This is a genomic window from Streptomyces sp. NPDC107654 (assembly GCF_055639035.1).
Genome location: NZ_JBVKBI010000020.1, coordinates 126,676 through 149,502, shown reverse-complemented (window position 1 = coordinate 149,502; position 22,827 = coordinate 126,676). Strand labels below are relative to the sequence as shown.

Genomic DNA, 22,827 nt, shown 5'->3' with positions numbered 1-22,827 from the left:
CGTTCCCACTCGGCATCCGTCAGATCGCCCCGCCCCATGTCCACATCAACGACACGGGTGCGGAGTAGTCACATGATCGGCCGGACAAGTCCTAGAACCGTGATGGCTGCCAAGCATGCGAGCGTGAGCCGAACACGTTTCACGATCCCCTCCCCCTGACCACAAGCCCTGCGGCCGTCAAGCCGCAGCTTAGGGCTTCACTCGACGTCGTTGACGACGGTGGCGAACTCTGGTCGCGGGCGTTCGTGGTAGATCTCGATCAGGCCGGTGCGGAGGGCTCCCAAAGGTACGGAACTCGTCGCGCACGACGGTGCTTGAAGGGGGACACGTCGTCCTCATGACCGAAGCAGCGGAGAAGCATGCCGTAGGGCCCCCGGCGTGGTCGCCAGGGGCCCTTCGTGTGTCCGCGGACGGCTGGGCGGTGACTAGAACGTGCCCAGCTTCACGATCGACAGCAGAGCGATCAGCTGGATCGCCGACGCCCCCAGCGCCTTCGGCCACGGCAGGTCGTGCGAGCGGGAGACCATCAGGGTGAGCAGGGCGCCCGCGCCGATCCAGGTGGCCCAGCCGAGGAGCTGGACGAAGCCGGCGTCGCCGCCGAAGAACATGGCGACGATCAGGCGGGGCGCGTCGGTGAGGGCGGTGATCAGCATGGACAGGCCGACCGTGGGCTGCCAGGCGCCGTCGCCGCCGAGCTGGCGGGCCAGGGTGTGGGTGACCACGCCGAGGACGAACAGGCCGAGCACCATCACGACGGCCGTGATCAGCACGATCGGGACCGCGTTGGACAGCGTCGCGCTGATCGCGTCCGCGCGGGCGCCGTCGAAGCCGAAGACCGCGAGCAGGCCGTAGAGGAAGGTCACGATGAGGGCGGGCGTCCACATCGTGTAGTCCCGCATGCGCAGGAAGGTGTCGTTCGGGGAGAGGACGATCCCCCTCAGCAGGTCCTTCCAGTGCAGGGGCGGGCCGATCGGCCCGGCGGGCGCGGCGGTCTGCCCGGCGTGGTAGGTCGCGCCCTGGGTGTAGCCGGCGGCCTCGTCGATGGAGAAGGCCTGGGTGTGGCCCGGGTTGTTGGCCGCGTACGGGTCGTGCCCGCCGTTCCCGGGACCGCCCGGGTAGCCGCCGTCGCCGAAGTACTCCGGTCCGTCGTCGGCCCCGCCGGGGTAGCCGTACCCCTGCTGCGGGTACGGCGGCTGCGGCGCCGACGGGTAGCCGTACGAGGGGCCCGGGGCGCCCGACGGGCCCGGCCGGCCGTACGACGGCCCCCCGGACTGAGCGGGGCCGCGCCCGTGTCCGTACGACGGTCCCTGGGGCGCCTGTTGTCCTTGGGGGGTGCGGTTGTCTCGGCCCCCGCGTCCGATCCTGAATCCAGCCACGTCATCGAACGTACCTGGTCCCGGACGCCGACGTGCCGGGCCCGGTGGTCCGGGCCCGGCTTTGCGGCCGACCTGTGACATCCCCTAAGGGGCCGTCAGCAACGCCCTCCGGGTTCCTCAGGGGTCTCCCGGGAGGGGCCGGCCGCCGTCGCGGTCAGTCCGCCATCACCGCGCCGAACTGCGGGGCGCCGGAGGCGGAGACGCCCACGGTGGACACGCCGAAGGCGCGGGAGCCCGTGGCGGTGATCCTCGTACCGTTGGACGGCAGGTACGTCACCGCGCCGTCGCCGCTGTTCTCGTACGAGCCGACGACCAGGTCCGCCCTGCCGTCGCCGGTGACGTCGTCCAGCTTGAGGTCGGCGCCGAACAGGTCGGACTTCTCGTTGCCGCCGGGGACGCCCGCGCTGTCCTGGGAGAAGGACTGGGCCCCGGAGGCGGTGTCGACGCCCGCGGCGGAGCCGTACAGGACGGTCACGCTGCCGGCGTCGGAGACGCCGTCGAGGTCCTCCTGCGGGGAGCTGACGACCAGGTCCTGGCAGCCGTCGCCGTTGATGTCGCCGAGGTCCAGCTCCCAGCCGAAGGCGTCGCCCTTCTCCGAGGAGCCGGGGACGTTGCCGGTGTTCTGGGTGATGCCGGTGGTGCCGGCCGGGCCGGAGGCGGAGCCGTAGGTGATGTTCACCTTGCCGCCGTCGGCCGCGTTCGGGATGACGGTGCCGTCGGGGTCCTTGGCGTCCCAGTCGGCGCCGCTGACGATGTCGCCGAAGCCGTCGCCGTTGACGTCGCCGATGGCGGTGATGATGCCGGGCTTGAGGGCCTTGGCGGAGGCGGTGCTCAGGCCGCTGGAGGTGCCGGGCAGCCAGTAGTTGGTGTTCCAGCCGTACTGCGTCGTCGTCTCGTAGCCGTCCACGACGAGGTCGGTGTGGCCGTCGCCGTTGACGTCGCCCGCGGTCAGGTTGAGCGGGCCGTACGGGTAGTCGTTGGTGCCCGACTCGATCGGCGGTTTGACGGTGGTGCGGCTGCCGTAGGCGCCGGCGGTGGTGAAGCCGCCCTTGTAGAGGTAGAGGGTGGCGGCGGAGCTGCCCACGGCCAGGTCGGCCCTGCCGTCGCCGTCGAAGTCGCCGGCGGCGAGGTTCTTGCCCCAGAAGTCGTGGGAGGAGGGGGCCGGGTCCGGCACGTCGACGCTCTTGCCGGTCAGGCCGCCGGGCGAGCCCCACAGGATGGCGAGACCGCCGCCGTTGGTGTCGGTGCCGACCTTCTCGCTCGGGGAGCCCACGGCGAGGTCGTCGTAGCCGTCGCCGTTGAAGTCGGCGTACGCCAGGTCGCCGCCGAACATGTCACCGGCCTCGGCGGTGCCGGGGACGCCGGTGGTGTTCTGGCTGATGGTGCTGTGCTTGGCGGACGAGACGCCGGTGGCGGAGCCGTACAGGACGACGACCTGGCCGGCGTTCTTGTGGCCGCTGACGTAGGCGCCGGCCGCCGAGGTGGCGACGTCGCCGATGCCGTCGCCGTTGAAGTCGGCCTTGGCGACCTTGAAGGAGTCGGCGGCGGTGGCGGGGGACGCGGCGAAGGTGAGCAGACCGCCCGTCAGAGCGGCGGCGGCGGCCGTCGCGAGGGCGATGCGAGCGTGCGCGTGCATGCGGTCTCCTGCTGCATGCGGGGGACGCCTGGCGGGGCGTCCACAGACGATGGGGTGCGGTCCGCCCGTGTTCGACACGTGTTGTCCCGTGGTTCACGGGCGGTAGGCGATCAGGAGACCCGTGATGGGGGGCGAGGGTTGTACGCGCTCCCGGTAACGGTCCGGGATCGCGGTGGCGGGCGGGGCGATGGTCCAGGATGGGTCCATGAGCGTAGTGAAGATCAACGTGCTGACCGTTCCCGCCGAGCAGCGGGAGGTGCTGGAGAAGCGGTTCGCCTCGCGGGCCCACGCGGTGGAGAACTCCGACGGCTTCGAGTGGTTCGAACTGCTGCGTCCCGTCGAGGGCACCGACACCTACCTCGTCTACACCCGCTGGCGGGACGAGGAGTCGTTCCAGGCCTGGATGGAGGGGCCGATGAAGTCCGCGCACCAGGGCGGCGGCGAGGGCGGCGAGCGCCCGAAGCCGGCGGCCTCCGGCTCGACCCTGTGGTCCTTCGAGGTGGTGCAGCAGGCCGCGCCGAAGGGGGCCTGACCGAGGGGGACGGACACCGGTCCGGAAGGCGCCCGCGGCAGGGACGGGTGCCGGTCCGGCGGAAGGGCGCGGGCGCCGGGCACGAGGGCGCCTGACGGCAGGGCGCGGGCGCCGGTCCGCCGAGGCGTCCGGCCGGTGCGTGCGGACGTACGACGGCGCCCCCTGCCTGTGCGGGTCAGGGGGCGCCGTCCGTTCGGGGGAGCTACTTCACCGGCTCCGGCTCCGGCTCGCTCTCCGTCTCCGTCGAGTCCTCCGGGTCGACCGGCGTCTTGACGGACTCCAGGAGCAGCTGGGCGACGTCGACCACCTGGATCGACTCCTTCGCCTTGCCGTCGTTCTTCTTGCCGTTCACCGAGTCGGTGAGCATGACCAGGCAGAACGGGCAGGCGGTGGAGACGATGTCGGGGTTCAGGGAGAGGGCCTCGTCGACGCGCTCGTTGTTGATGCGCTTGCCGATCCGCTCCTCCATCCACATGCGGGCACCGCCGGCGCCGCAGCAGAAGCCGCGCTCCTTGTGGCGGTGCATCTCCTCGTTGCGCAGGCCGGGGACCTTGCCGATGATCTCGCGCGGGGGCGTGTAGATCTTGTTGTGGCGGCCCAGGTAGCACGGGTCGTGGTAGGTGATGATGCCCTCGACCGGGGTCACCGGGACCAGCTTGCCCTCGTCCACCAGGTGCTGGAGCAGCTGGGTGTGGTGGATGACCTCGTAGTCGCCGCCGAGCTGCGGGTACTCGTTGCCGAGCGTGTTGAGGCAGTGCGGGCAGGTGGCGACGATCTTCTTCGCCGACTTCGGCTTCGCGGACTCGGCGACGACCTTGCCCTCGTCGTCCAGCTCCTCGCCGAACGCCGTGTTCAGGGCCATCACGTTCTCCATGCCGAGCTCCTGGAACAGGGGCTCGTTGCCGAGGCGGCGGGCGGAGTCACCGGTGCACTTCTCGTCGCCGCCCATGATCGCGAACTTGACGCCCGCGATGTGCAGCAGCTCGGCGAAGGCCTTCGTGGTCTTCTTGGCGCGGTCCTCCAGGGCGCCCGCGCAGCCGACCCAGTACAGGTACTCGACCTCGGTGAGGTCCTCGATGTCCTTGCCGACGACCGGGACCTCGAAGTCGACCTCCTTGGTCCACTCCAGGCGCTGCTTCTTGGCCAGGCCCCAGGGGTTGCCCTTCTTCTCCAGGTTCTTGAGCATCGTGCCCGCCTCGGAGGGGAAGGCGCTCTCGATCATGACCTGGTAGCGGCGCATGTCGACGATGTGGTCGACGTGCTCGATGTCCACCGGGCACTGCTCGACGCAGGCGCCGCAGGTGGTGCAGGACCACAGGACGTCCGGGTCGATGACGCCGTTCTCCTCGGCGGTGCCGACCAGCGGGCGCTCGGCCTCGGCGAGCGCGGCGGCGGGGACGTCCTTGAGCTGCTCCTCGGACGCCTTCTCCTCGCCCTCCATGGTCTTGCCGCCGCCGGCCAGCAGGTACGGCGCCTTGGCGTGCGCGTGGTCCCGCAGGGACATGATCAGCAGCTTCGGGGAGAGCGGCTTGCCGGTGTTCCAGGCGGGGCACTGCGACTGGCAGCGGCCGCACTCGGTGCAGGTGGAGAAGTCGAGGAGGCCCTTCCAGGAGAACTGCTCGACCTGGGAGACGCCGAAGACGTCGTCGTCGCCCGGGTCCTCGAAGTTGATCGGCTTGCCGCCGCTGGTCATCGGGAGCAGGGCGCCGAGGGAGGTCTCACCGGTGGCGTTGCGCTTGAACCAGATGTTCGGGAAGGCCAGGAAGCGGTGCCAGGCCACGCCCATGTCGGTCTTCAGGGCGACCGTGATCATCCAGATGAAGGAGGTCGCGATCTTCAGGCCGGCGAAGAAGTAGGTGAGGTTCTGGAGGGTGGAGACGTCCAGGCCCTCCAGCCACGACACGACCGGGTAGGAGATGAAGAACGAGGCCTCGTAGCCGTCGACGTGGTGCTGGGCGCCCTCCAGGGCGTGCAGCATGAAGATGCAGACGCCGACGACGAGGATGACGGCCTCGACGAAGTACGCCTGGCCGAAGTTGGAGCCGGCGAACCGGGACTTGCGGCCGGGCCTGCGCGGGTGGCTCAGCTGGCGGATGGCGATCAGGACGAGGATGCCGACGACCGTCATCGTGCCGATGAACTCGACGTAGATGTTGTACGGCGCCCAGTCGCCGAGGACCGGCAGGAGCCAGTCGGCCTGGAACAGCTGCCCGATGGCGTTGACGATCGTCAGCAGCAGCGTGAAGAAGCCCACGGCGACGAACCAGTGCGCCACGCCGACGATGCCCCAGCGGTTCATCCGGGTGTGTCCGAGGAACTCCCGGACCACGGTGAGGGTGCGCTGGAGGGGCTCGTTGGTCCGCGTGCCGGCCGGCACGGGCTGGCCCAGCCGCAGTTGGTTGAAGATCTGGAGGAGGGCGCGGCCGAACAGTGCCACGCCGACCACGATCAGGACCAGCGACACGATGATCGCGGCGAGTTGCATTGGGGCTCCTGAGGCGGCCGACATTACTAAGCGGTAACTTATGCAGTCCGTCTGAGACTACCCCCATCTTCCTTCGGGATGCAGCCGAGCGCGGGGTGATCTGAGTCGCTGAGGGTGGCCTGCGTCCTCCTTCTGCGGGCAATCCGATCGTGTTATTCATCCCGAATTGATACTTTCGCCCCTACCTTAGAGCCGTGCTCTACGGGATCGCCGCCGCCACCGCCGCCCTGCTCTGCACCGCCGTGCTCGCGGCGGCGCTCCGGCTGCCCGCCCTGAGGGCCGGAATCCTCGACCGGCGACGGCAGCGCCCCCTGCCGCTCCTCGGCGGCCTCGCCGTCGTGGTCGTCACCTGTCTGGTCGCCGGGATGGGTGAGTGGACCCGGGTCGCCCCGCTCGGGGACGGGGTCGGCGAGCTGCTCACGGCCGCCGTCGGGGTGGCGGGACTGGGCCTGGTGGCGGACGTGTGGCGGCTGCGCGCGCGCGTGCTCGTCGCCGGTACGGCCGTCGCGGCGGTCTTCGTGGTGCCGTACGACGAGACGGGCGTGCCGGGCGGGCTGCTGGCCGTCGGCTGGATCGTCCTCGCCACCCTCGCCTTCAAGGGGCTCGACCACGCCGACGGGCTGGCCGGGACGGTCGGGGTGGTCACCGCCTTCGGCGCAGGGGCGTGTGCCGCCGCCGAGGTGATGGACGGGCTCGCCGTGCTGCTGAGCGTGGTCGCCGCCGCCCTCACCGGTTTCCTGATGCACAACTGGCACCCCGCGCGGATCGGCCTGGGCGCCTGCGGCTCGCTGTTCACCGGATTCGTGCTGTCCTCGGCGGTCGTCTTCACGCGCGCGGGGTACGACATCGGGCCGAGCACGGCGGTGGTGCTCTGCCTCGGTGCCGTCGCCGCCGCCGACGCCCTGCTGGTCGTCCTCGCCCGGGGGGCGGCCCGGCGCCCGCTGCTCCGGCGCGGCCCGGACCACCTCGCGCACCGGCTGCGGCGGCTCGGGCTTACCCCGCAGGGGTCGGTCGTACTGCTCGGCGCCGGCTCCTTCTCCTCGGTGCTCGTGGGGGTGCTCGTGCACACCGGGTGGACGGGGGAGCGGGCGGTGCTGTGGGTGGCCGGCGGGGTGGTGCTCGCCGTGCTGTTGCTCCTTCTGATTCCCGCTCCTCAGGGGCGTCGACCGCCATCGACGCAGGTCACCGGGCACTTGCGTGTAAGGAACGGATAAGAGTTGAGCCTGGCTGACTCAGGTCTGTTGACCCAGCGGGTCTCCTCATGCACACTTGAGCCTGTTCCACTCAAGTCAGCTGGAGGAATCAACCATGGCACGTGCGGTCGGCATCGACCTGGGCACGACTAACTCCGTCGTCAGCGTTCTGGAGGGCGGCGAGCCCACCGTCATCACCAACGCCGAGGGTGCCAGGACCACGCCGTCCGTCGTCGCCTTCGCGAAGAACGGCGAGGTGCTCGTCGGCGAGGTGGCCAAGCGCCAGGCGGTCACGAACGTGGACCGGACCATCCGCTCGGTGAAGCGTCACATGGGCACCGACTGGAAGATCCAGCTGGACGGGAAGGACTTCAACCCGCAGCAGATCTCCGCGTTCATCCTGCAGAAGCTGAAGCGGGACGCCGAGGCCTACCTGGGCGAGAAGGTCACGGACGCGGTCATCACCGTCCCGGCCTACTTCAACGACTCCGAGCGTCAGGCGACGAAGGAGGCCGGCGAGATCGCCGGTCTGAACGTCCTGCGCATCGTCAACGAGCCGACCGCCGCCGCGCTGGCGTACGGCCTCGACAAGGACGACCAGACGATCCTCGTCTTCGACCTCGGCGGCGGCACCTTCGACGTGTCCCTGCTGGAGATCGGTGACGGCGTCGTCGAGGTGAAGGCCACCAACGGTGACAACCACCTCGGTGGTGACGACTGGGACCAGCGCGTCGTCGACTACCTGGTCAAGCAGTTCCAGTCCGGCCACGGCGTGGACCTGTCCAAGGACAAGATGGCCCTCCAGCGCCTCCGCGAGGCCGCCGAGAAGGCCAAGATCGAGCTGTCCTCCTCCACCGAGACCTCGATCAACCTGCCCTACATCACGGCGTCCGCCGAGGGCCCGCTGCACCTGGACGAGAAGCTCACCCGCGCCCAGTTCCAGCAGCTGACGGCCGACCTGCTGGAGCGCTGCAAGACGCCGTTCCACAACGTCATCAAGGACGCCGGCATCTCCATCAACGAGATCGACCACGTCGTCCTCGTCGGTGGCTCCACCCGCATGCCCGCCGTCGCCGAGCTCGTCAAGGAGCTGACCGGCGGCAAGGAGGCCAACAAGGGTGTGAACCCGGACGAGGTCGTCGCCATCGGCGCCTCGCTCCAGGCCGGTGTCCTCAAGGGCGAGGTCAAGGACGTCCTGCTGCTCGACGTCACCCCGCTGTCCCTCGGCATCGAGACCAAGGGCGGCATCATGACCAAGCTGATCGAGCGCAACACCACGATCCCGACCAAGCGCTCCGAGATCTTCACCACGGCCGAGGACAACCAGCCGTCCGTGCAGATCCAGGTCTACCAGGGCGAGCGCGAGATCGCGGCGTACAACAAGAAGCTCGGCATGTTCGAGCTGACCGGTCTGCCGCCGGCGCCGCGTGGCGTCCCGCAGATCGAGGTCTCCTTCGACATCGACGCCAACGGCATCATGCACGTCACGGCGAAGGACCTCGGCACCGGAAAGGAGCAGAAGATGACCGTCACCGGCGGCTCCTCGCTCCCGAAGGAAGAGGTCGACCGCATGCGCGAGGAGGCCGAGCGCTACGCGGAGGAGGACCACAAGCGCCGCGAGGCCGCCGAGGCCCGCAACCAGGGCGAGCAGCTGGTCTACCAGACCGAGAAGTTCCTCAAGGACAACGAGGACAAGGTCCCCGGCGAGATCAAGACCGAGGTCGAGGCCGCGGTCGGCGAGCTGAAGGAAGCCCTCAAGGGCGAGGACACCGCCGAGATCCGCACCGCCACCGAGAAGGTCGCGGGCGTCTCGCAGAAGCTCGGCCAGGCGATGTACGCCGACGCCCAGCAGGCCGCGGGCGGTGCCGAGGGTGCTGCCCCCGGCGGTGCCAAGGCCGCTGACGACGACGTCGTGGACGCCGAGATCGTGGACGACGAGCGCAAGGACGGTGCCGCGTGACGGAGGAGACCCCGGGCTTTGAAGAGAAGCCCGACGTCCCCTCCGGCGCCACCTCCGACGACGCCGAGCCGAAGGCCGCCCCCGAGGAGGGGGCGGCCCCGGCCGGGGACGGACACGAAGAGAACGCCGGTCTGGCCGCCCAGCTGGACCAGGTGCGCACGGCGCTGAGCGAGCGTACGGCGGACCTCCAGCGGCTCCAGGCCGAGTACCAGAACTACCGCCGCCGGGTCGAGCGTGACCGGATCGCGGTCAAGGAGATCGCCATCGCGAACCTCCTGACCGAGCTTCTGCCCGTGCTCGACGACATCGGCCGCGCGCGGGAACACGGCGAGCTGGTCGGCGGCTTCAAGTCGGTGGCCGAGTCGCTGGAGACCGTCGCCGCCAAGATGGGCCTGCAGCAGTTCGGCAAGGAGGGCGAGCCCTTCGACCCGACGATCCACGAGGCCCTGATGCACAGTTACGCACCGGACGTCACCGAGACGACCTGCGTGGCGATCCTGCAGCCGGGGTATCGCATCGGCGAGCGCACCATCCGCCCCGCGCGGGTGGCCGTGGCCGAGCCGCAGCCCGGCGCGCAGACCGTCAAGGCCGAGGGCGCCGAGGAGTCCACCCCGGCGGCCGACGACAAGGAGAGCGGTGGCCCGGACGAGGGCTGACGTGAAGACCGAGGGAAGGCCGGGAGAGGGGGTACGTCGAGGATGAGCACCAAGGACTTCATCGAGAAGGACTACTACAAGGTCCTCGGCGTCCCCAAGGACGCCACCGAGGCCGAGATCAAGAAGGCGTACCGGAAGCTCGCCCGCGAGTTCCACCCGGACGCCAACAAGGGCAACGCCAAGGCCGAGGAGCGCTTCAAGGAGATCTCCGAGGCGAACGACGTGCTCGGCGATCCCAAGAAGCGCAAGGAGTACGACGAGGCGCGCGCGCTGTTCGGCAACGGCGGCTTCCGCCCCGGACCGGGCACGGCCGGCGGCTCCTTCAACTTCGACCTGGGCGACCTCTTCGGAGGCACCGCCCAGAGCGGAGGCTTCGGCGGAGGACTCGGTGACGTCTTCGGGGGCCTGTTCAACCGCGGCGGCACCGCCGGCCCGCGGACCCAGCCCCGGCGCGGCCAGGACATCGAGTCCGAGGTCACGCTGAGCTTCACGGAGGCCATCGAGGGCGCCACGGTGCCCCTCAGGATGTCCTCCCAGGCGCCCTGCAAGGCCTGCTCCGGCACCGGCGACAAGAACGGCACGCCCAGCGTGTGCCCGACCTGCGTCGGCACCGGTCAGGTCGCCCGGGGCTCCGGTGGCGGCTTCTCGCTCACCGACCCCTGCCCCGACTGCAAGGGCCGCGGCCTGATCGCCGAGCACCCCTGCCTGGAGTGCAAGGGCAGCGGACGGGCGAAGTCGTCCCGGACCATGCAGGTCCGCATCCCGGCGGGCGTCACCGACGGGCAGCGGATCCGGCTGCGCGGAAAGGGCGCGCCCGGCGAGCGGGGCGGTCCGGCCGGCGACCTGTACGTGGTGGTCCACGTCGGCGAGCACCCGGTCTTCGGGCGCAAGGGCGACAACCTCACCGTCACCGTGCCGGTGACGTTCGCCGAGGCGGCCCTCGGCGGCGAGGTGCGGGTCCCCACGCTCGGCGGCCCCGCCGTCACCCTGAAGCTGCCGCCCGGCACTCCGAACGGCCGCACGATGCGGGCGCGGGGCAAGGGCGCGGTCCGCAAGGACGGCACCCGCGGCGACCTGCTGGTCACCGTCGAGGTGCGTGTCCCCACGGACCTGTCGGGGAAGGCTCGTGACGCGCTGGAGGCGTATCGCGAGGCGACCGCGGGCGAGGACCCGCGGGCGGAGCTGTTCGAGGCCGCGAAGGGAGCTTGAGAGTGATGGACGGCCGTCGTCCCCGTCAGCGCGGGGGTTTTTCACCGTACGAACTGACTGATGAGACCCCGGTCTACGTCATCTCGGTGGCGGCCCAGCTGTCCGGACTCCACCCGCAGACGCTGCGCCAGTACGACCGCCTCGGCCTGGTCTCCCCGGACCGCACCGCCGGCCGGGGCCGCCGCTACTCGGCCCGTGACATCGAACTGCTCCGCCAGGTGCAGCAGCTGTCGCAGGACGAGGGCATCAACCTGGCCGGCATCAAGCGGATCATCGAACTGGAGAACCAGGTCGCGGCCCTCCAGTCCCGGGTCGCGGAGCTGGAGGCGGCCCTGGACGGCGCGGCGGCCGCGATGCGGCAGCGCGAGGCCGCCGTGCACGCCTCCTACCGGCGCGACCTGGTCCCGTACCAGGAGGTCCAGCAGACCAGCGCGCTGGTGGTGTGGCGGCCGAAGCGGCAGCAGCAGGACTGACCCGCACACTCGCAGGACGAGAGGGGCCCGGACTTCCGGGCCCCTCTCGCCGTGTGTGCGGGTACACCCGGGTCCCGTCCTGGGCGGTGGCCGCGAGGGCGAGGGGGCCGCCGGAGCCGCGGTCGCGGGTGACGGTCCGGCAGATGCCGAAGCCGTCGCCGGGCAGACCCGCCGCGGGGGCGCCGGCGCCCCTCTGCTCGGAGGGCGCGCCGCCGCAGTCGGTCTTCTCCGGGGTGCCCGAGAACGTGGTGTTCGCGAGGAATCACCGGATGCAGACCGGTGAAGCGCAGGTCGTCGCGGCGGACGCGGCCGGGACGGTGACGCCGAGCAGGGCGGCGGCGGACGCGACGAGAACCCCGGCGGCGGTCGTACGTCTGGCTGAGTTCATTCGGTCGTCTGATCGAGCCGGAGAGGGGTTCGGGGCCGCCGTGATCATGAACCGTGACGTACCGGGTGGGTTGTACGGATCTTGGTGGAATCCGTGAACTCCCTTTGGTGTACGGCCCGTAAAGGCCACATGAAGGGTGTTTCGCGTGACCTTCACAGATGCAGCCGAGCGTGGTGTTGCGCACTCGTTAAGTGATTTTTCTTGACGACGGGTACGGGCTCAGCGTTGTCTTTTCAGTCACCTGGGTCGTATTGCAGCACCCACGTCCGGAAACGCACTGAAGTGAGCCCCGCATGCGTCGTATCGCCATCTCCGTGGCCCTGTCCACGATGACCCTCTCGCTCGCCGGCTGCGGCGTGCTGAACGCGACGGGGGACGGCGCGAGCGCGAGCCCGACGAAGGGCAACGACATCACGGTGGGCCTGCTGCTGCCGGAGAAGTCGAACACCCGCTACGACCGGTTCGACTACCCCATCATCAAGGACAAGGTGGCCGAACTCACCAAGAAGCAGGGCAAGGTGGAGTACGCCAACGCCGACGCCAGCGCGGCCCGGCAGTCCGAGCAGCTCCAGAACATGATCGACTCCAAGGTGGACGTCATCCTGCTGGACGCCGTCGACGCGCACGCCGTCGCCGACGGGGTGAAGAAGGCCAAGGACGCGGGCATCCCGGTCATCGCCTACGACCGGCTCGCCGAGGGCCCGATCGACGCGTACATCTCCTTCGACAACGAACTCGTCGGTGAGGTGCAGGGCCGCACCCTGCTGGAGGCCCTCGGATCGGGCGTCGACACCTCCGACAAGGTCGTCATGATGAACGGCTCGCCCACCGACCCGAACGCCAAGCAGTTCAAGGAGGGCGCGCTCTCCGAGCTGAACGGCAAGGTGGACATCGCGGCGAGCTACGACACCACCGAGTGGAAGCCGGAGAACGCCGAGGCCAACATGGCCAAGGCGATCGCGCAGATCGGCAAGAGCAACATCGCCGCGGTCTACTCGGCCAACGACGGCATGGCCGGCGGTGTCATCAAGGCCCTGAAGGCGGCCGGTGTCACCGACCTGCCCCCGATCACCGGTCAGGACGCCGAACTGGACGCGGTGCAGCGGGTCGTCTCCGGTGAGCAGTACATGAGCGTCTACAAGTCCTACCCGGACGAGGCCGAGGCCGCCGCGCAGATGGCCGTCACCAAGATCCAGGGCAAGGACATCCAGTTCGACGCCCTCACCCAGGACCGGGTGGACAGCCCCACCGCCAAGGACATCCCGGCCCGGCTGGTCCAGGTGAGCGCGCTCACCAAGCGCACCATCAAGGACACCGTCATCGAGGACGGCATCTACACCGTCGGCGACATCTGCACCGCCAAGTACAAGGCGGCCTGCGCGGCGATCGGCCTGAAGTAGGCCGGTCCCCGGCGGCACCCGCGGGGGAGCGGCGCCGAACCCGGTCACGGCGGGACGTTCCGGTGGCCCCCGCGCAGTGAGCCGTGTTGCGGACCCGGTTGGGCGCCGCGCATAGTTGCGCTGCGGAAGTGGCAGCACACCGGGGGTGGAATGGGCGATGGCCGGGCACGGGGCGGAGGAGCACCCTCACGGTGCCGACCGGCTGTGTGAAGCCGGGGACCGGGTGTACTCCCGTGCCGTACGCCGGGGCAGGGTGCCGCGCACGGACGCCGAACCGGTGCCCTGCCTGCTGGAACTGGCCCTGCTGCACCCGGACCCCGACGACATGGACTGGCTGGTGCCGACCTCCCCGCAGGAGGTCATGACCCGGCTGCTGCGCGGGGTCTACGACGAGGTCAGCGAGAGCCAGCGGCGGATGGGCTCGGCGGTGGCCGCCTTCGAGTGGTACGCGGGCCTGGGCCGGCAGCTGAACGCGCTCGCGGCACCGGCCGAGGGCAGCGCCATCCGTGTCCTGGACGGCCTCTCCCGCATCCAGGCCGCGATGGACGAGGCGACCGAGGCGTGCACCACCGAGGTGCTCACCGTGCAGCCCGGCGGCATCCGGCGCGAGGCCGAGCTGACCGAGGGCCTGCACCGGGCGCTCGCCCTGCGCGGCCGGGGCGTCCGCATGCGGGACCTGTACACCCACGTCGCCCGGCACGGCCAGGGCCTGCTCAACTACCTGGAGCTGATGGGCGACACGGTGGAGGCCCGCACCCTGGACGAGGTCATCGACCGGCTCATCCTCTTCGACCGCACGGTGGCGTTCATCCCCGCCAACGCCGACCGCACGATGGCCCTGGAACTGCGCCACCCGGCTCTGGTGGAATACCTGGTGACGGTCTTCGAACGCCTCTGGCGCCTGGCGATCCCGTTGACGGCGCCCCTGCCCGACACGGGCATCGAGGGCATCTCCCACCGTGAGCAGTCCATCGCCGCGCTGCTGGCGGAGGGACACCAGGACGCCGTCATCGCCGAACGCCTCGGCATCAGCGTCCGCACCTGCCGGGCCCACATCGCCCGCCTCTCCGAGACCCTCGGCGCGGCCAGCCGCACCCAGCTCGGCGTCCGCATCGCCCAGGTCGGCCTCGACGGCCACCGCCCGCCCCTGCCGGCCACCGCCCTCTCCGGCCGGGACCAGGAGCCCCCGGCCGCCCGGTGAGCCGCCCGAGCCGCGCCCGGCGGCCCTCACCGCGGGGCGGGGCCCGGGCGTCTCAGCGGGGCGTCTCGGTGTCCCGCTCCAGGATGCCGGACTGGGCGATGAGATAGCCCAGTTGCGCGCGGCTGCCGCTGCCGAGGGCGTGGGCGAGTTTGGCGATGTGGGCCCGGCAGGTGCGGACGTTCATGCCGAGGCGGCGGGCGATGGCCTCGTCCACGTGGCCTTCGACCAGGAGCTTGGCGATGGAGTGCTGGATCTCGGTGATGCCGCCGGGGGCCGTTTCGTAGGGGGCGCCGGCGCTCAGCGGGACGGCCCGGCCCCACATGAACTCGAACACCTTGATCAGGTAGCGGACCAGGCCCGGATGACGCAGTTCCAGCGCGACCTGCTGATCGTCCCGGATGGGGATGAAGGCGACGGCCTCGTCGCAGACGATGAGCCGCTCCACCAACTCGTCGATGGTGCGGTACTCCGCCTTGCCGTTGGCGAGTTGGGCGACGTAGGCCAGCTTCTCCGGGTTGTGGCGCGCGGTGTGCTGGTAGAGCGTGCGGATCCTGACCCCGCGTTCGATGAGCGGCCGGTCGCGTTCCAGGCCCCGCAGCAGGTTCTGCTCCGACAGGCGGTCACTCGGCTGTACGGTGAGCACCTCGTTCTGGCACTGCGATGTGGCGAGGTTCAGCGCCGCGTTGATGCGTTCCCCGCCCTCCAGCACCGCGATGGAGTCGGTGGAGGCGGCCATGTGACTGCTGATCGCCATGAACGGCTCGAAAGCATCGGCGAGTCGGACGGACAGCCGCCTGCGTTCTGTGATCTCCCGTTCTATAGGGCTCAGGCGCTGTGCCAGGGCCACGGGAGCGGGAAGGGGCAGGAGCCACTCAGGATCGTCCGGATCCGGATGCAGGAGGTCGAACTCCACTAGACAGGGGGCGGTTTCCACGTCCGACCGAGCGATGCGTCCGGCCCGCAGGGCATCGGCGTAGAGACGTCCACCATCCTCACACATCTCGGTCACGGCATGGGGATGTGCAGCTTTAGTCCGATTCGTTGCCAAATCTCCACCCCCCAGGGTCCTGAACGTGCAGGAACATGATGCATCGATTATGTGGCCATGACGTGCCCGAATGAGCCATCGTCGTACTCGACGGGGGAAGAGGGGACCTTCAAGTGAGGACGAAGCCGACTATGGGCAAGAGACTGCTTCGCTCGATACTTGTCGCCGCTTTCTCCGTCGTGATGACCGCGGGGGCGCTGGGCGGCCTCGCGAGCGAGAAGGCCGACGTACGAGCGGACACAACCTGGCCGGCCGCGGCCGCGACGAGTGTGGCACTGAGCGACACCACGTGGCCCGTGGCCCCCAAGGACGGCGTGAGGAGCTGACGTGACAACCCCGCCCGACGACCGCTCCTTCCGTCGCGAAATGGCCACCGCCTACCGCTCCGGCTGGCACTTCATCGATCTGGTCACCGCCATCCCCCACAGCGGTGACTCGCTGATGGTGACCGTGTTCGGTGAGCCGGTCGTCGTCACGCGGGACGAGGACGACGACGTGCGGGCGTTCCGGTGTCTGCGCAAGCCGCGCGGTGCGCCGCAGCCGGTGCGATGCGCCATCCGGTACGGAATGATCTTTGTGAACCTGGACCAGCGGGACCACCGGTTGTCCGAGCCGGAGGAGCCCGACCTGACGACCATCTCGGCCACCCCCCGCAGTGCCTGACGCGATTCCCCCGTCGTAACAGATCGCTCAGGTGCTTCCCCCCGCAGCGGCGTCACCGTGACCTGAACACGGTGACCCCGCTGCAGTTTGTAGGGATTTTTCGGGATCCGGGCGTAGGTTCGCCGGCCTTCGCGGTGGCCGAGAACAGCCGGCTCTCAGCCGTGCCCGAGCGTTCGCTCCACCTCGATCTCGATGACCACCCGGGCCGGGTTCGGCGACGGCTTCCGTTCGTACCGCTCGGCGTACCGCCGCACCGCCTCCGCCACCCGCTCCGGCTCGGTCCGCACCCGCGCCCGCCCCTCCAGCGTGGCCCAGCGCCGGCCGTCCACCTGGCACACCGCCACCCGGGCGCCCTCGGGCCCCGCCGCGCGTACGTGCCGGACCTTCGCGCTCGTCCCGTTGGTGATCACCCGGGCCAGCCCGGCCCCGGCGTCGTAGGTCACGCCCACCGGCACCACGTGCGGGCTGCCGTCGGGGCGGAGGGTCGTCAGGGTGCACAGGTGTCGTTCGCGCCAGAAGGCGAGGTACGGCTCGTCCATGCGCGCAACCTAGACCCGAAGCCTCACCCCCACCACCTTGAGTGGAATAGACTCAAGTTTGCGTATGCTGGTTAAGTCAGCAGTGGACAGTGGTCGAGGAGGAGAACGGACACCGTGGACGCCGAGCTGACCAACAGGAGCCGGGACGCGATCAACGCGGCCGGTAACCGTGCCGTGACCGAGGGGCACCCGGACCTCACCCCCGCTCACCTGCTGCTGGCTCTGCTCCAGGGGCAGGACAACGAGAACATCACCGACCTGCTCGCGGCCGTCGACGCCGACCAGGCCGCCGTACGCGCGGGCGCCGAGAAGATCCTGGCCTCGCTGCCCAGCGTGACCGGGTCCACCGTCGCACCGCCGCAGCCCAACCGCGACCTGCTGGCCGTGATCGCCGACGCGGGCGAGCGCGCCAGGGAACTGGGCGACGAGTACCTGTCGACCGAGCACCTGCTGATCGGCATCGCCGCCAAGGGCGGTGCCGCCGGTGAGCTGCTCACCGGGCAGGGCGCCGAGGCCAAGAAGCTGCTGGAGGCCTTCAGGAAGGCCAGGGGAGGACGCCGCGTGACCACCGCCGATCCGGAGGGCCAGTACAAGGCCCTGGAGAAGTTCGGTACCGACTTCACCGCCGCCGCCCGCGAGGGCCGGCTCGACCCGGTCATCGGGCGGGACCAGGAGATCCGGCGGGTCGTGCAGGTGCTGAGCCGCCGCACCAAGAACAACCCCGTCCTCATCGGTGAGCCGGGCGTCGGCAAGACCGCCGTGGTCGAGGGCCTCGCGCAGCGGATCGTGAAGGGGGACGTGCCCGAGTCGCTGAAGGACAAGCGGCTCGTCGCGCTCGACCTCGGCGCGATGGTGGCCGGCGCCAAGTACCGCGGTGAGTTCGAGGAGCGGCTGAAGGCCGTCCTCGCCGAGATCAAGGACTCCGACGGGCAGGTCATCACCTTCATCGACGAGCTGCACACCGTGGTCGGTGCCGGCGCCGGCGGGGATTCGGCCATGGACGCGGGCAACATGCTCAAGCCCATGCTCGCCCGCGGTGAGCTGCGCATGGTGGGCGCCACCACGCTGGACGAGTACCGGGAGCGGATCGAGAAGGACCCCGCCCTGGAGCGGCGCTTCCAGCAGGTGCTGGTCGCCGAGCCCACCGTCGAGGACACCATCGCCATCCTGCGCGGACTCAAAGGGCGTTACGAGGCCCACCACAAGGTGCAGATCGCGGACAGCGCGCTGGTGGCCGCCGCCACCCTGTCCGACCGGTACATCACCTCCCGCTTCCTGCCGGACAAGGCCATCGACCTCGTGGACGAGTCCGCCTCCCGGCTGCGGATGGAGATCGACTCCTCGCCCGTGGAGATCGACGAACTCCAGCGCGCCGTCGACCGGCTGAAGATGGAGGAGCTGGCGATCGGCAAGGAGACCGACCCGGCCTCCCTCGCCCGCCTGGAGAAGCTGCGCCGCGACCTCGCCGACAAGGAGGAGGAGCTGCGGGGCCTCACCGCCCGCTGGGAGAAGGAGAAGCAGTCCCTCAACCGGGTCGGTGAGCTGAAGGAGAGGCTGGACGACCTGCGCGGGCAGGCCGAACGCGCCCAGCGGGACGGCGACTTCGACACCGCGGCCAAGCTGCTGTACGGCGAGATCCCGCAACTGGAGAAGGAGCTGGAGGCCGCCTCGGCCGCCGAGGAGGAGGTCGCCCAGGACACCATGGTCAAGGAGGAGGTCGGCGCCGACGACATCGCCGACGTCGTCGCCGCCTGGACCGGCATCCCCGCCGGGCGGCTGATGGAGGGCGAGACGCAGAAGCTGCTGCGGATGGAGGAGGAGATCGGCCGGCGGCTCATCGGGCAGAGCGAGGCCGTACGGGCGGTCAGTGACGCCGTACGGCGGTCGCGGGCCGGGATCGCCGACCCCGACCGGCCCACCGGGACCTTCCTCTTCCTCGGCCCGACCGGTGTCGGCAAGACCGAACTCGCCAAGGCGCTCGCGGACTTCCTCTTCGACGACGAGCGGGCCATGGTGCGCATCGACATGTCGGAGTACGGCGAGAAGCACAGCGTGGCCCGGCTGGTCGGCGCGCCCCCCGGCTACATCGGCTACGAGGAGGGCGGCCAGCTGACCGAGGCGGTGCGCCGGCGCCCGTACAGCGTCATCCTGCTGGACGAGGTGGAGAAGGCCCACCCGGAGGTCTTCGACATCCTGCTGCAGGTGCTGGACGACGGCCGCCTGACCGACGGTCAGGGCCGTACCGTCGACTTCCGCAACACCATCCTGGTGCTCACCTCCAACCTGGGCAGCCAGTTCCTGATCGACCCCATCACCAGCGAGGCGGAGAAGAAGGAGCAGGTACTGGAGGTGGTCCGGGCCTCCTTCAAGCCGGAGTTCCTCAACCGGCTGGACGACCTGGTCGTCTTCTCGGCGCTGACCAAGCCGGAGCTGGAGCGGATCGCCAGGCTGCAGATCGACCGGCTGGGCAGGCGGCTGGCCGAGCGGCAGCTCAGGCTGGACGTCAGCCCCGAGGCACTGGCCTGGCTCGCGGAGGAGGGCCTGGACCCGGCCTACGGCGCCCGGCCGCTGCGCCGCCTGGTGCAGAGCGCCATCGGTGACCGGCTCGCCAAGGAGATCCTCGCCGGCGAGGTCAAGGACGGCGACACGGTCCGCGTCGACCGCGTCGGCGAGGGCCTGCTGGTCGGACCCGCGACCGGCAAGACCCTGTAGGCCGCACGCGGACGCACGACGGCCCCTGTCCCGGCCGGCCGGGACAGGGGCCGTCGTGCCGCGCGGGATCGCTCAGACGCCGCTCATGGCGTCGTCCACGGACCGGAAGAACCACACCGAGAAGGCCGGGTGGCTTCACCACAGGCCCACAGGGCCCCCCGCGCCGCTCCGGGTACGCGCATGACCACATCATCACTCACGACGGCCCCGCCGGCTCTCTTTCCGCCCTCGGCTGACAGGCGGCACGGGGTTGCCATCCCCCGCCCCTCCTGGGGGAGGATGGCGGCATCCGCATGAAGGGAAAAACACGGTGAGCATCGACCCGTCCTCGATTCCGAATTTCGGGGGCCAGCCCGAACCGCAGCCCCAAGGACCGGCGGGCCCCGTCCTCCCGGATCAGGACCTGGTGAAGCAGCTTCTCGACCAGATGGAGCTGAAGTACGTCGTAGACGAGGAGGGTGACCTCGCCGCGCCGTGGGAGCAGTTCCGCACGTACTTCATGTTCCGTGGCGAGGACGAGCAGGCGATCTTCTCGGTGCGGACCTTCTACGACCGCCCGCACAAGATCGACGAGCGGCTCCAGCTGCTGGAGTCCATCGACGAGTGGAACCGCCGCACCCTGTGGCCCAAGGTGTACACCCACACCCACGACGACGGCACCGTCCGTCTGATCGGCGAGGCCCAGATGCTGATCGGCACGGGCGTCGACATCAACCACTTCGTCTCCTCCACGGTCAGCTGGGTGCGGGCCGCGATCGAGTTCGACAAGTGGCTGGTCGAGCAGCTCGGCCTGGAGCAGGAGGTCAACGGCTCCGAGACGCCCGAGGACGACGGGGAGTAACCGGCCCCGGCCGGTCCGGGGGTGTCCGCTCCCGGACCGGGTCCCGTGCGCCCGCCCGCGCCGCGGCCCGCGCGCTCACATCGCGCGCAGCCGCTCCGCCGCCTCGCGGAAGGCGAACCACACGAACGGCGCCCCCGCCTCCCGGTCGTCGTAGAACACCGCGTTCGGGATGGCCACCACGCCCGCCCGCTCCGGCAGGACCCTGCAGAAGGCGAAGCCGTCCTTCCCGCCGAGGGGCCGGATGCCGGTGGCGAAGAAGTAGGCGCCGGCCAGCCGGAACACCTCGGAACCCGCCGCCGTGAGCCCCTCCGCCAGGATGTGCCGGCGGGCCGGCATGCTCCGGCGGAACTCCTCGAAGCAGGAGTCGGGCGGGGTGAGCGCCTCGGCCACTGCGTACTGGAAGCGATGTACGTCAGGAACTGCTTCGCCGAGCGGACCGCGCTCACCAGCTCCGGTGCCGCCGTCACCCGGGCGACTCCTCGTGGGCCCATCTGTTCGTGGCGGCGCGACAGGCCCCCCGTGTATCTCCGGCATCGTCGGTGAGCCGGCCGCACAAGCCGTCCGGACCGGTCTCCTGGTCGTACCGCCGGGCTCGGCGACGCGGCACTGTCCGCCGTATCCGGACCACACACGGGAAGGAGCCGACCCCGCAGAGCGTCGAGCACTCCAGCACGATCAAGTCGATGCAGTTCGACACCATCGTGTCCCGCGGGCGCCATGCGAAGACCGTCTCCGACGGACATGACGTTCTGTGTCCTGAGTCCGTACGGCGCCGGCGGCCGGCCTGCCGGGGGTGCTGGTCGAGGACTACGACCCGGACGCCGCCCGCGCCGAGCCGGCCGGCTGGATGAGCGAGCGTCCTGGGATCGCCTGCGTGTCGCGCACCGGGATACGTCCGACCTGGTGCCGATCACGACCTTTCACGGCGCCTCCGGCGCGAGTCCCGGGCGTGTGAGGCGCGGCAGGCGAGGAGGAGAGGAATGCGACGACCGGCCCCGTGGGGCGGCGGGTCAGTGCGCGAACGCCTTGTGGAGCCGTTCCGCCGCGTCTGCCAGCACCTCGGTGCGCTTACAGAACGCGAACCTGACATAAGGGGCGCCCGCACCCTCCTCGCGGTGGTCGTAGAAGACCGCGTTGGGGATGGCGACGACCCCGGCGCGCTCCGGCAGGGCCCGGCAGAAGGCGAAGCCGTCGCTCTCGCCGAGGGGCCGGATGTCGGTGGTGATGAAGTACGTGCCGGCCGGGCGGAAGATCTTGAAGCCGGCCCGCTCCAGGCCGTCCGCGAGCAGGTCCCGCTTGACCAGCATGTCGTCCCGGAAGGCGGTGAAGTACGTCTCCGGCAGCGCGAGTGCCTCGGCGACGGCGTACTGGAAGGGCCCGGAGGCGACGTACGTCAGGAACTGCTTCGCCGAGCGGACCGCGCTCACCAGCCCCGGTGCCGCCGTCACCCAGCCGACCTTCCAGCCGGTGAACGAGAACGTCTTGCCGGCCGAGCCGATGCTCACCGTCCGCTCGCGCATCCCGGGGAACGTCGCCAGCGGCACGTGCCCGGCGCCGTCGAAGACCAGGTGCTCGTACACCTCGTCGGTCACCACCAGCAGGTCCCGCTCCACCGCCAGTTCGGCGATCGCGGCCAGCTCCGCGCGCGTGAGGACCGTCCCGGTCGGGTTGTGCGGGGTGTTCACGAGCAGCAGCCGGGTGCGGGAGGTGACCGCGGCCCGCAGCTCGTCCAGGTCCAGCCGGAAGCTGCCGTCCCGCGGCCTGAGGGCCACCGGCACCCGGGTGCCGCCCGCCATCGCGATGCTCGCCGCGTACGAGTCGTAGTACGGCTCCAGCGCCACCACCTCGTCCCCCGGCTCGACCAGCGCCAGCAGCGCGGCCGCGATCGCCTCGGTGGCGCCCGCCGTGACCAGCACCTCGGTGTCGGGGTCGTAGGACAGGCCGTAGCGGCGCTGCTGGTGCGCGGCGATCGCGGTGCGCAGCTCGGGGACGCCGGGGCCGGGCGGGTACTGGTTGCCGCGGCCGTCGCGCAGCGCCCGTACGGCGGCCTCCCGGATCTCCTCGGGGCCGTCGGTGTCGGGGAAGCCCTGGCCCAGGTTGATCGACCCGGTCGCCACGGCGAGCGCCGACATCTCGGCGAAGATCGTCGTCCCGAACGCGGCGAGCCGGCGGTTGAGGTGAGGACGTGCGCTGGAGGTCATGCCGGTCATCCTGCGCTCAAGCTCTGGAGTTCCTCAACTCTGCTTTGCGGCACACGGCGGCCGGGAATCCCCCGGGCACCGCGCGAGACGCGGCACCAGGCGAGGCGCCCACGGGGGGCCGCTTCGGGGGAACGGAAGGAAGGTGACGCCATGAGTGACGGCGTGATCGAGGGCATCATCCTGGTGGTGGTCGTGGTGGTGTCCGTCCTGGCGGCCGAGGCGCGCCGGAGCCGGAGGGCCCGGCTCTCGCCGAGCAAGTCCCGCCGCGGGCGGAACCGGTCGTACCGCGCGGCCTCCGCGTCGTCCGGGGCGGC

The 22,827-nt window shown here is 70.5% G+C and carries 18 protein-coding genes and 1 pseudogene; 11 read left to right on the top strand and 8 right to left on the bottom strand.

Features of this window, described 5'->3' with window-relative positions:
* Nucleotides 1-425 precede the first annotated feature (425 nt).
* Complete coding sequence (locus ACZ7N4_RS29375) at nt 426-1,457, bottom strand: Yip1 family protein (protein WP_471363735.1); 1,032 nt, start codon at nt 1,455-1,457, stop codon at nt 426-428.
* Between the two features lie 73 nt (nt 1,458-1,530).
* Nucleotides 1,531-3,012 (bottom strand): FG-GAP and VCBS repeat-containing protein, encoded by a 1,482-nt coding sequence (locus ACZ7N4_RS29370; RefSeq protein ID WP_471363732.1) that lies wholly within the window; start codon nt 3,010-3,012, stop codon nt 1,531-1,533.
* 205 nt (nt 3,013-3,217) lie between these two features.
* Here ACZ7N4_RS29370 and ACZ7N4_RS29365 point away from each other — a divergent pair, with 205 nt between their 5' ends.
* The gene (locus ACZ7N4_RS29365; protein ID WP_471363729.1) at nt 3,218-3,544 is read left to right on the top strand and encodes an antibiotic biosynthesis monooxygenase family protein; all 327 of its coding nucleotides are present in this window, start codon (nt 3,218-3,220) and stop codon (nt 3,542-3,544) included.
* Between the two features lie 202 nt (nt 3,545-3,746).
* On the opposite strand, the gene ACZ7N4_RS29360 is transcribed toward ACZ7N4_RS29365, so the two are convergent.
* Nucleotides 3,747-6,029 (bottom strand): (Fe-S)-binding protein, encoded by a 2,283-nt coding sequence (locus tag ACZ7N4_RS29360; RefSeq protein WP_471363725.1) that lies wholly within the window; start codon nt 6,027-6,029, stop codon nt 3,747-3,749.
* A gap of 194 nt (nt 6,030-6,223) precedes the next feature.
* On the opposite strand from ACZ7N4_RS29360, the gene ACZ7N4_RS29355 reads away from it, so the two are divergent.
* The 5 genes from ACZ7N4_RS29355 to ACZ7N4_RS29335 all read left to right on the top strand — a co-directional run bounded on the left by ACZ7N4_RS29355 (nt 6,224) and on the right by ACZ7N4_RS29335 (nt 11,520).
* The gene (locus ACZ7N4_RS29355) at nt 6,224-7,243 is read left to right on the top strand and encodes an MraY family glycosyltransferase (RefSeq protein ID WP_471363719.1); all 1,020 of its coding nucleotides are present in this window, start codon (nt 6,224-6,226) and stop codon (nt 7,241-7,243) included.
* Nucleotides 7,244-7,337: 94 nt separating this feature from the next.
* Nucleotides 7,338-9,182, top strand: coding sequence for a molecular chaperone DnaK (gene dnaK, locus ACZ7N4_RS29350; protein ID WP_471363715.1), 1,845 nt, complete (start codon nt 7,338-7,340; stop codon nt 9,180-9,182).
* On the top strand, nt 9,179-9,838 hold the full coding sequence (gene grpE, locus ACZ7N4_RS29345) for a nucleotide exchange factor GrpE (protein WP_471363712.1): 660 nt from the start codon (nt 9,179-9,181) through the stop codon (nt 9,836-9,838). Before dnaK ends, grpE begins: the two co-directional genes overlap by 4 nt.
* A gap of 42 nt (nt 9,839-9,880) precedes the next feature.
* The gene (dnaJ, locus tag ACZ7N4_RS29340; RefSeq protein WP_471363709.1) at nt 9,881-11,047 is read left to right on the top strand and encodes a molecular chaperone DnaJ; all 1,167 of its coding nucleotides are present in this window, start codon (nt 9,881-9,883) and stop codon (nt 11,045-11,047) included.
* Nucleotides 11,048-11,052: 5 nt separating this feature from the next.
* Nucleotides 11,053-11,520, top strand: coding sequence for a heat shock protein transcriptional repressor HspR (locus tag ACZ7N4_RS29335; RefSeq protein ID WP_030790825.1), 468 nt, complete (start codon nt 11,053-11,055; stop codon nt 11,518-11,520).
* 262 nt (nt 11,521-11,782) lie between these two features.
* On the opposite strand, the gene ACZ7N4_RS29330 is transcribed toward ACZ7N4_RS29335, so the two are convergent.
* Nucleotides 11,783-11,908, bottom strand: coding sequence for a hypothetical protein (locus ACZ7N4_RS29330; protein ID WP_471363706.1), 126 nt, complete (start codon nt 11,906-11,908; stop codon nt 11,783-11,785).
* 293 nt (nt 11,909-12,201) lie between these two features.
* Here ACZ7N4_RS29330 and ACZ7N4_RS29325 point away from each other — a divergent pair, with 293 nt between their 5' ends.
* Both ACZ7N4_RS29325 and ACZ7N4_RS29320 read left to right on the top strand, forming a co-directional pair.
* Entirely contained in the window at nt 12,202-13,308 is a 1,107-nt protein-coding gene (locus tag ACZ7N4_RS29325; RefSeq protein WP_471363702.1) for a sugar ABC transporter substrate-binding protein, read from the top strand.
* 157 nt (nt 13,309-13,465) lie between these two features.
* Nucleotides 13,466-14,509 (top strand): helix-turn-helix transcriptional regulator, encoded by a 1,044-nt coding sequence (locus ACZ7N4_RS29320; protein ID WP_471363699.1) that lies wholly within the window; start codon nt 13,466-13,468, stop codon nt 14,507-14,509.
* A gap of 52 nt (nt 14,510-14,561) precedes the next feature.
* Here ACZ7N4_RS29320 and ACZ7N4_RS29315 read toward each other — a convergent pair whose 3' ends face one another.
* Nucleotides 14,562-15,557, bottom strand: coding sequence for a helix-turn-helix transcriptional regulator (locus ACZ7N4_RS29315; RefSeq protein ID WP_471363696.1), 996 nt, complete (start codon nt 15,555-15,557; stop codon nt 14,562-14,564).
* Nucleotides 15,558-15,923: 366 nt separating this feature from the next.
* On the opposite strand from ACZ7N4_RS29315, the gene ACZ7N4_RS29310 reads away from it, so the two are divergent.
* Nucleotides 15,924-16,220, top strand: a complete 297-nt coding sequence (locus tag ACZ7N4_RS29310) for a (2Fe-2S)-binding protein (protein ID WP_471363757.1) — start codon at nt 15,924-15,926, stop codon at nt 16,218-16,220.
* 155 nt (nt 16,221-16,375) lie between these two features.
* On the opposite strand, the gene ACZ7N4_RS29305 is transcribed toward ACZ7N4_RS29310, so the two are convergent.
* Nucleotides 16,376-16,759 (bottom strand): pyridoxamine 5'-phosphate oxidase family protein, encoded by a 384-nt coding sequence (locus ACZ7N4_RS29305; protein ID WP_471363692.1) that lies wholly within the window; start codon nt 16,757-16,759, stop codon nt 16,376-16,378.
* A gap of 114 nt (nt 16,760-16,873) precedes the next feature.
* On the opposite strand from ACZ7N4_RS29305, the gene clpB reads away from it, so the two are divergent.
* Both clpB and ACZ7N4_RS29295 read left to right on the top strand, forming a co-directional pair.
* Nucleotides 16,874-19,471, top strand: a complete 2,598-nt coding sequence (clpB, locus tag ACZ7N4_RS29300) for an ATP-dependent chaperone ClpB (RefSeq protein ID WP_471363688.1) — start codon at nt 16,874-16,876, stop codon at nt 19,469-19,471.
* Nucleotides 19,472-19,781: 310 nt separating this feature from the next.
* Nucleotides 19,782-20,312 carry a type III secretion system chaperone family protein gene (locus ACZ7N4_RS29295; RefSeq protein WP_471363682.1) on the top strand — a complete coding sequence of 177 codons (531 nt, stop codon included), beginning with the start codon at nt 19,782-19,784 and terminating at the stop codon, nt 20,310-20,312.
* Nucleotides 20,313-20,387: 75 nt separating this feature from the next.
* On the opposite strand, the pseudogene ACZ7N4_RS29290 reads toward ACZ7N4_RS29295, so the two are convergent.
* Nucleotides 20,388-20,788: pseudogene (locus tag ACZ7N4_RS29290) on the bottom strand (aminotransferase class I/II-fold pyridoxal phosphate-dependent enzyme); the annotation flags it as partial.
* Between the two features lie 534 nt (nt 20,789-21,322).
* Nucleotides 21,323-22,522 carry a pyridoxal phosphate-dependent aminotransferase gene (locus ACZ7N4_RS29285; protein WP_471363679.1) on the bottom strand — a complete coding sequence of 400 codons (1,200 nt, stop codon included), beginning with the start codon at nt 22,520-22,522 and terminating at the stop codon, nt 21,323-21,325.
* Between the last annotated feature and the right edge of the window lie 305 nt (nt 22,523-22,827).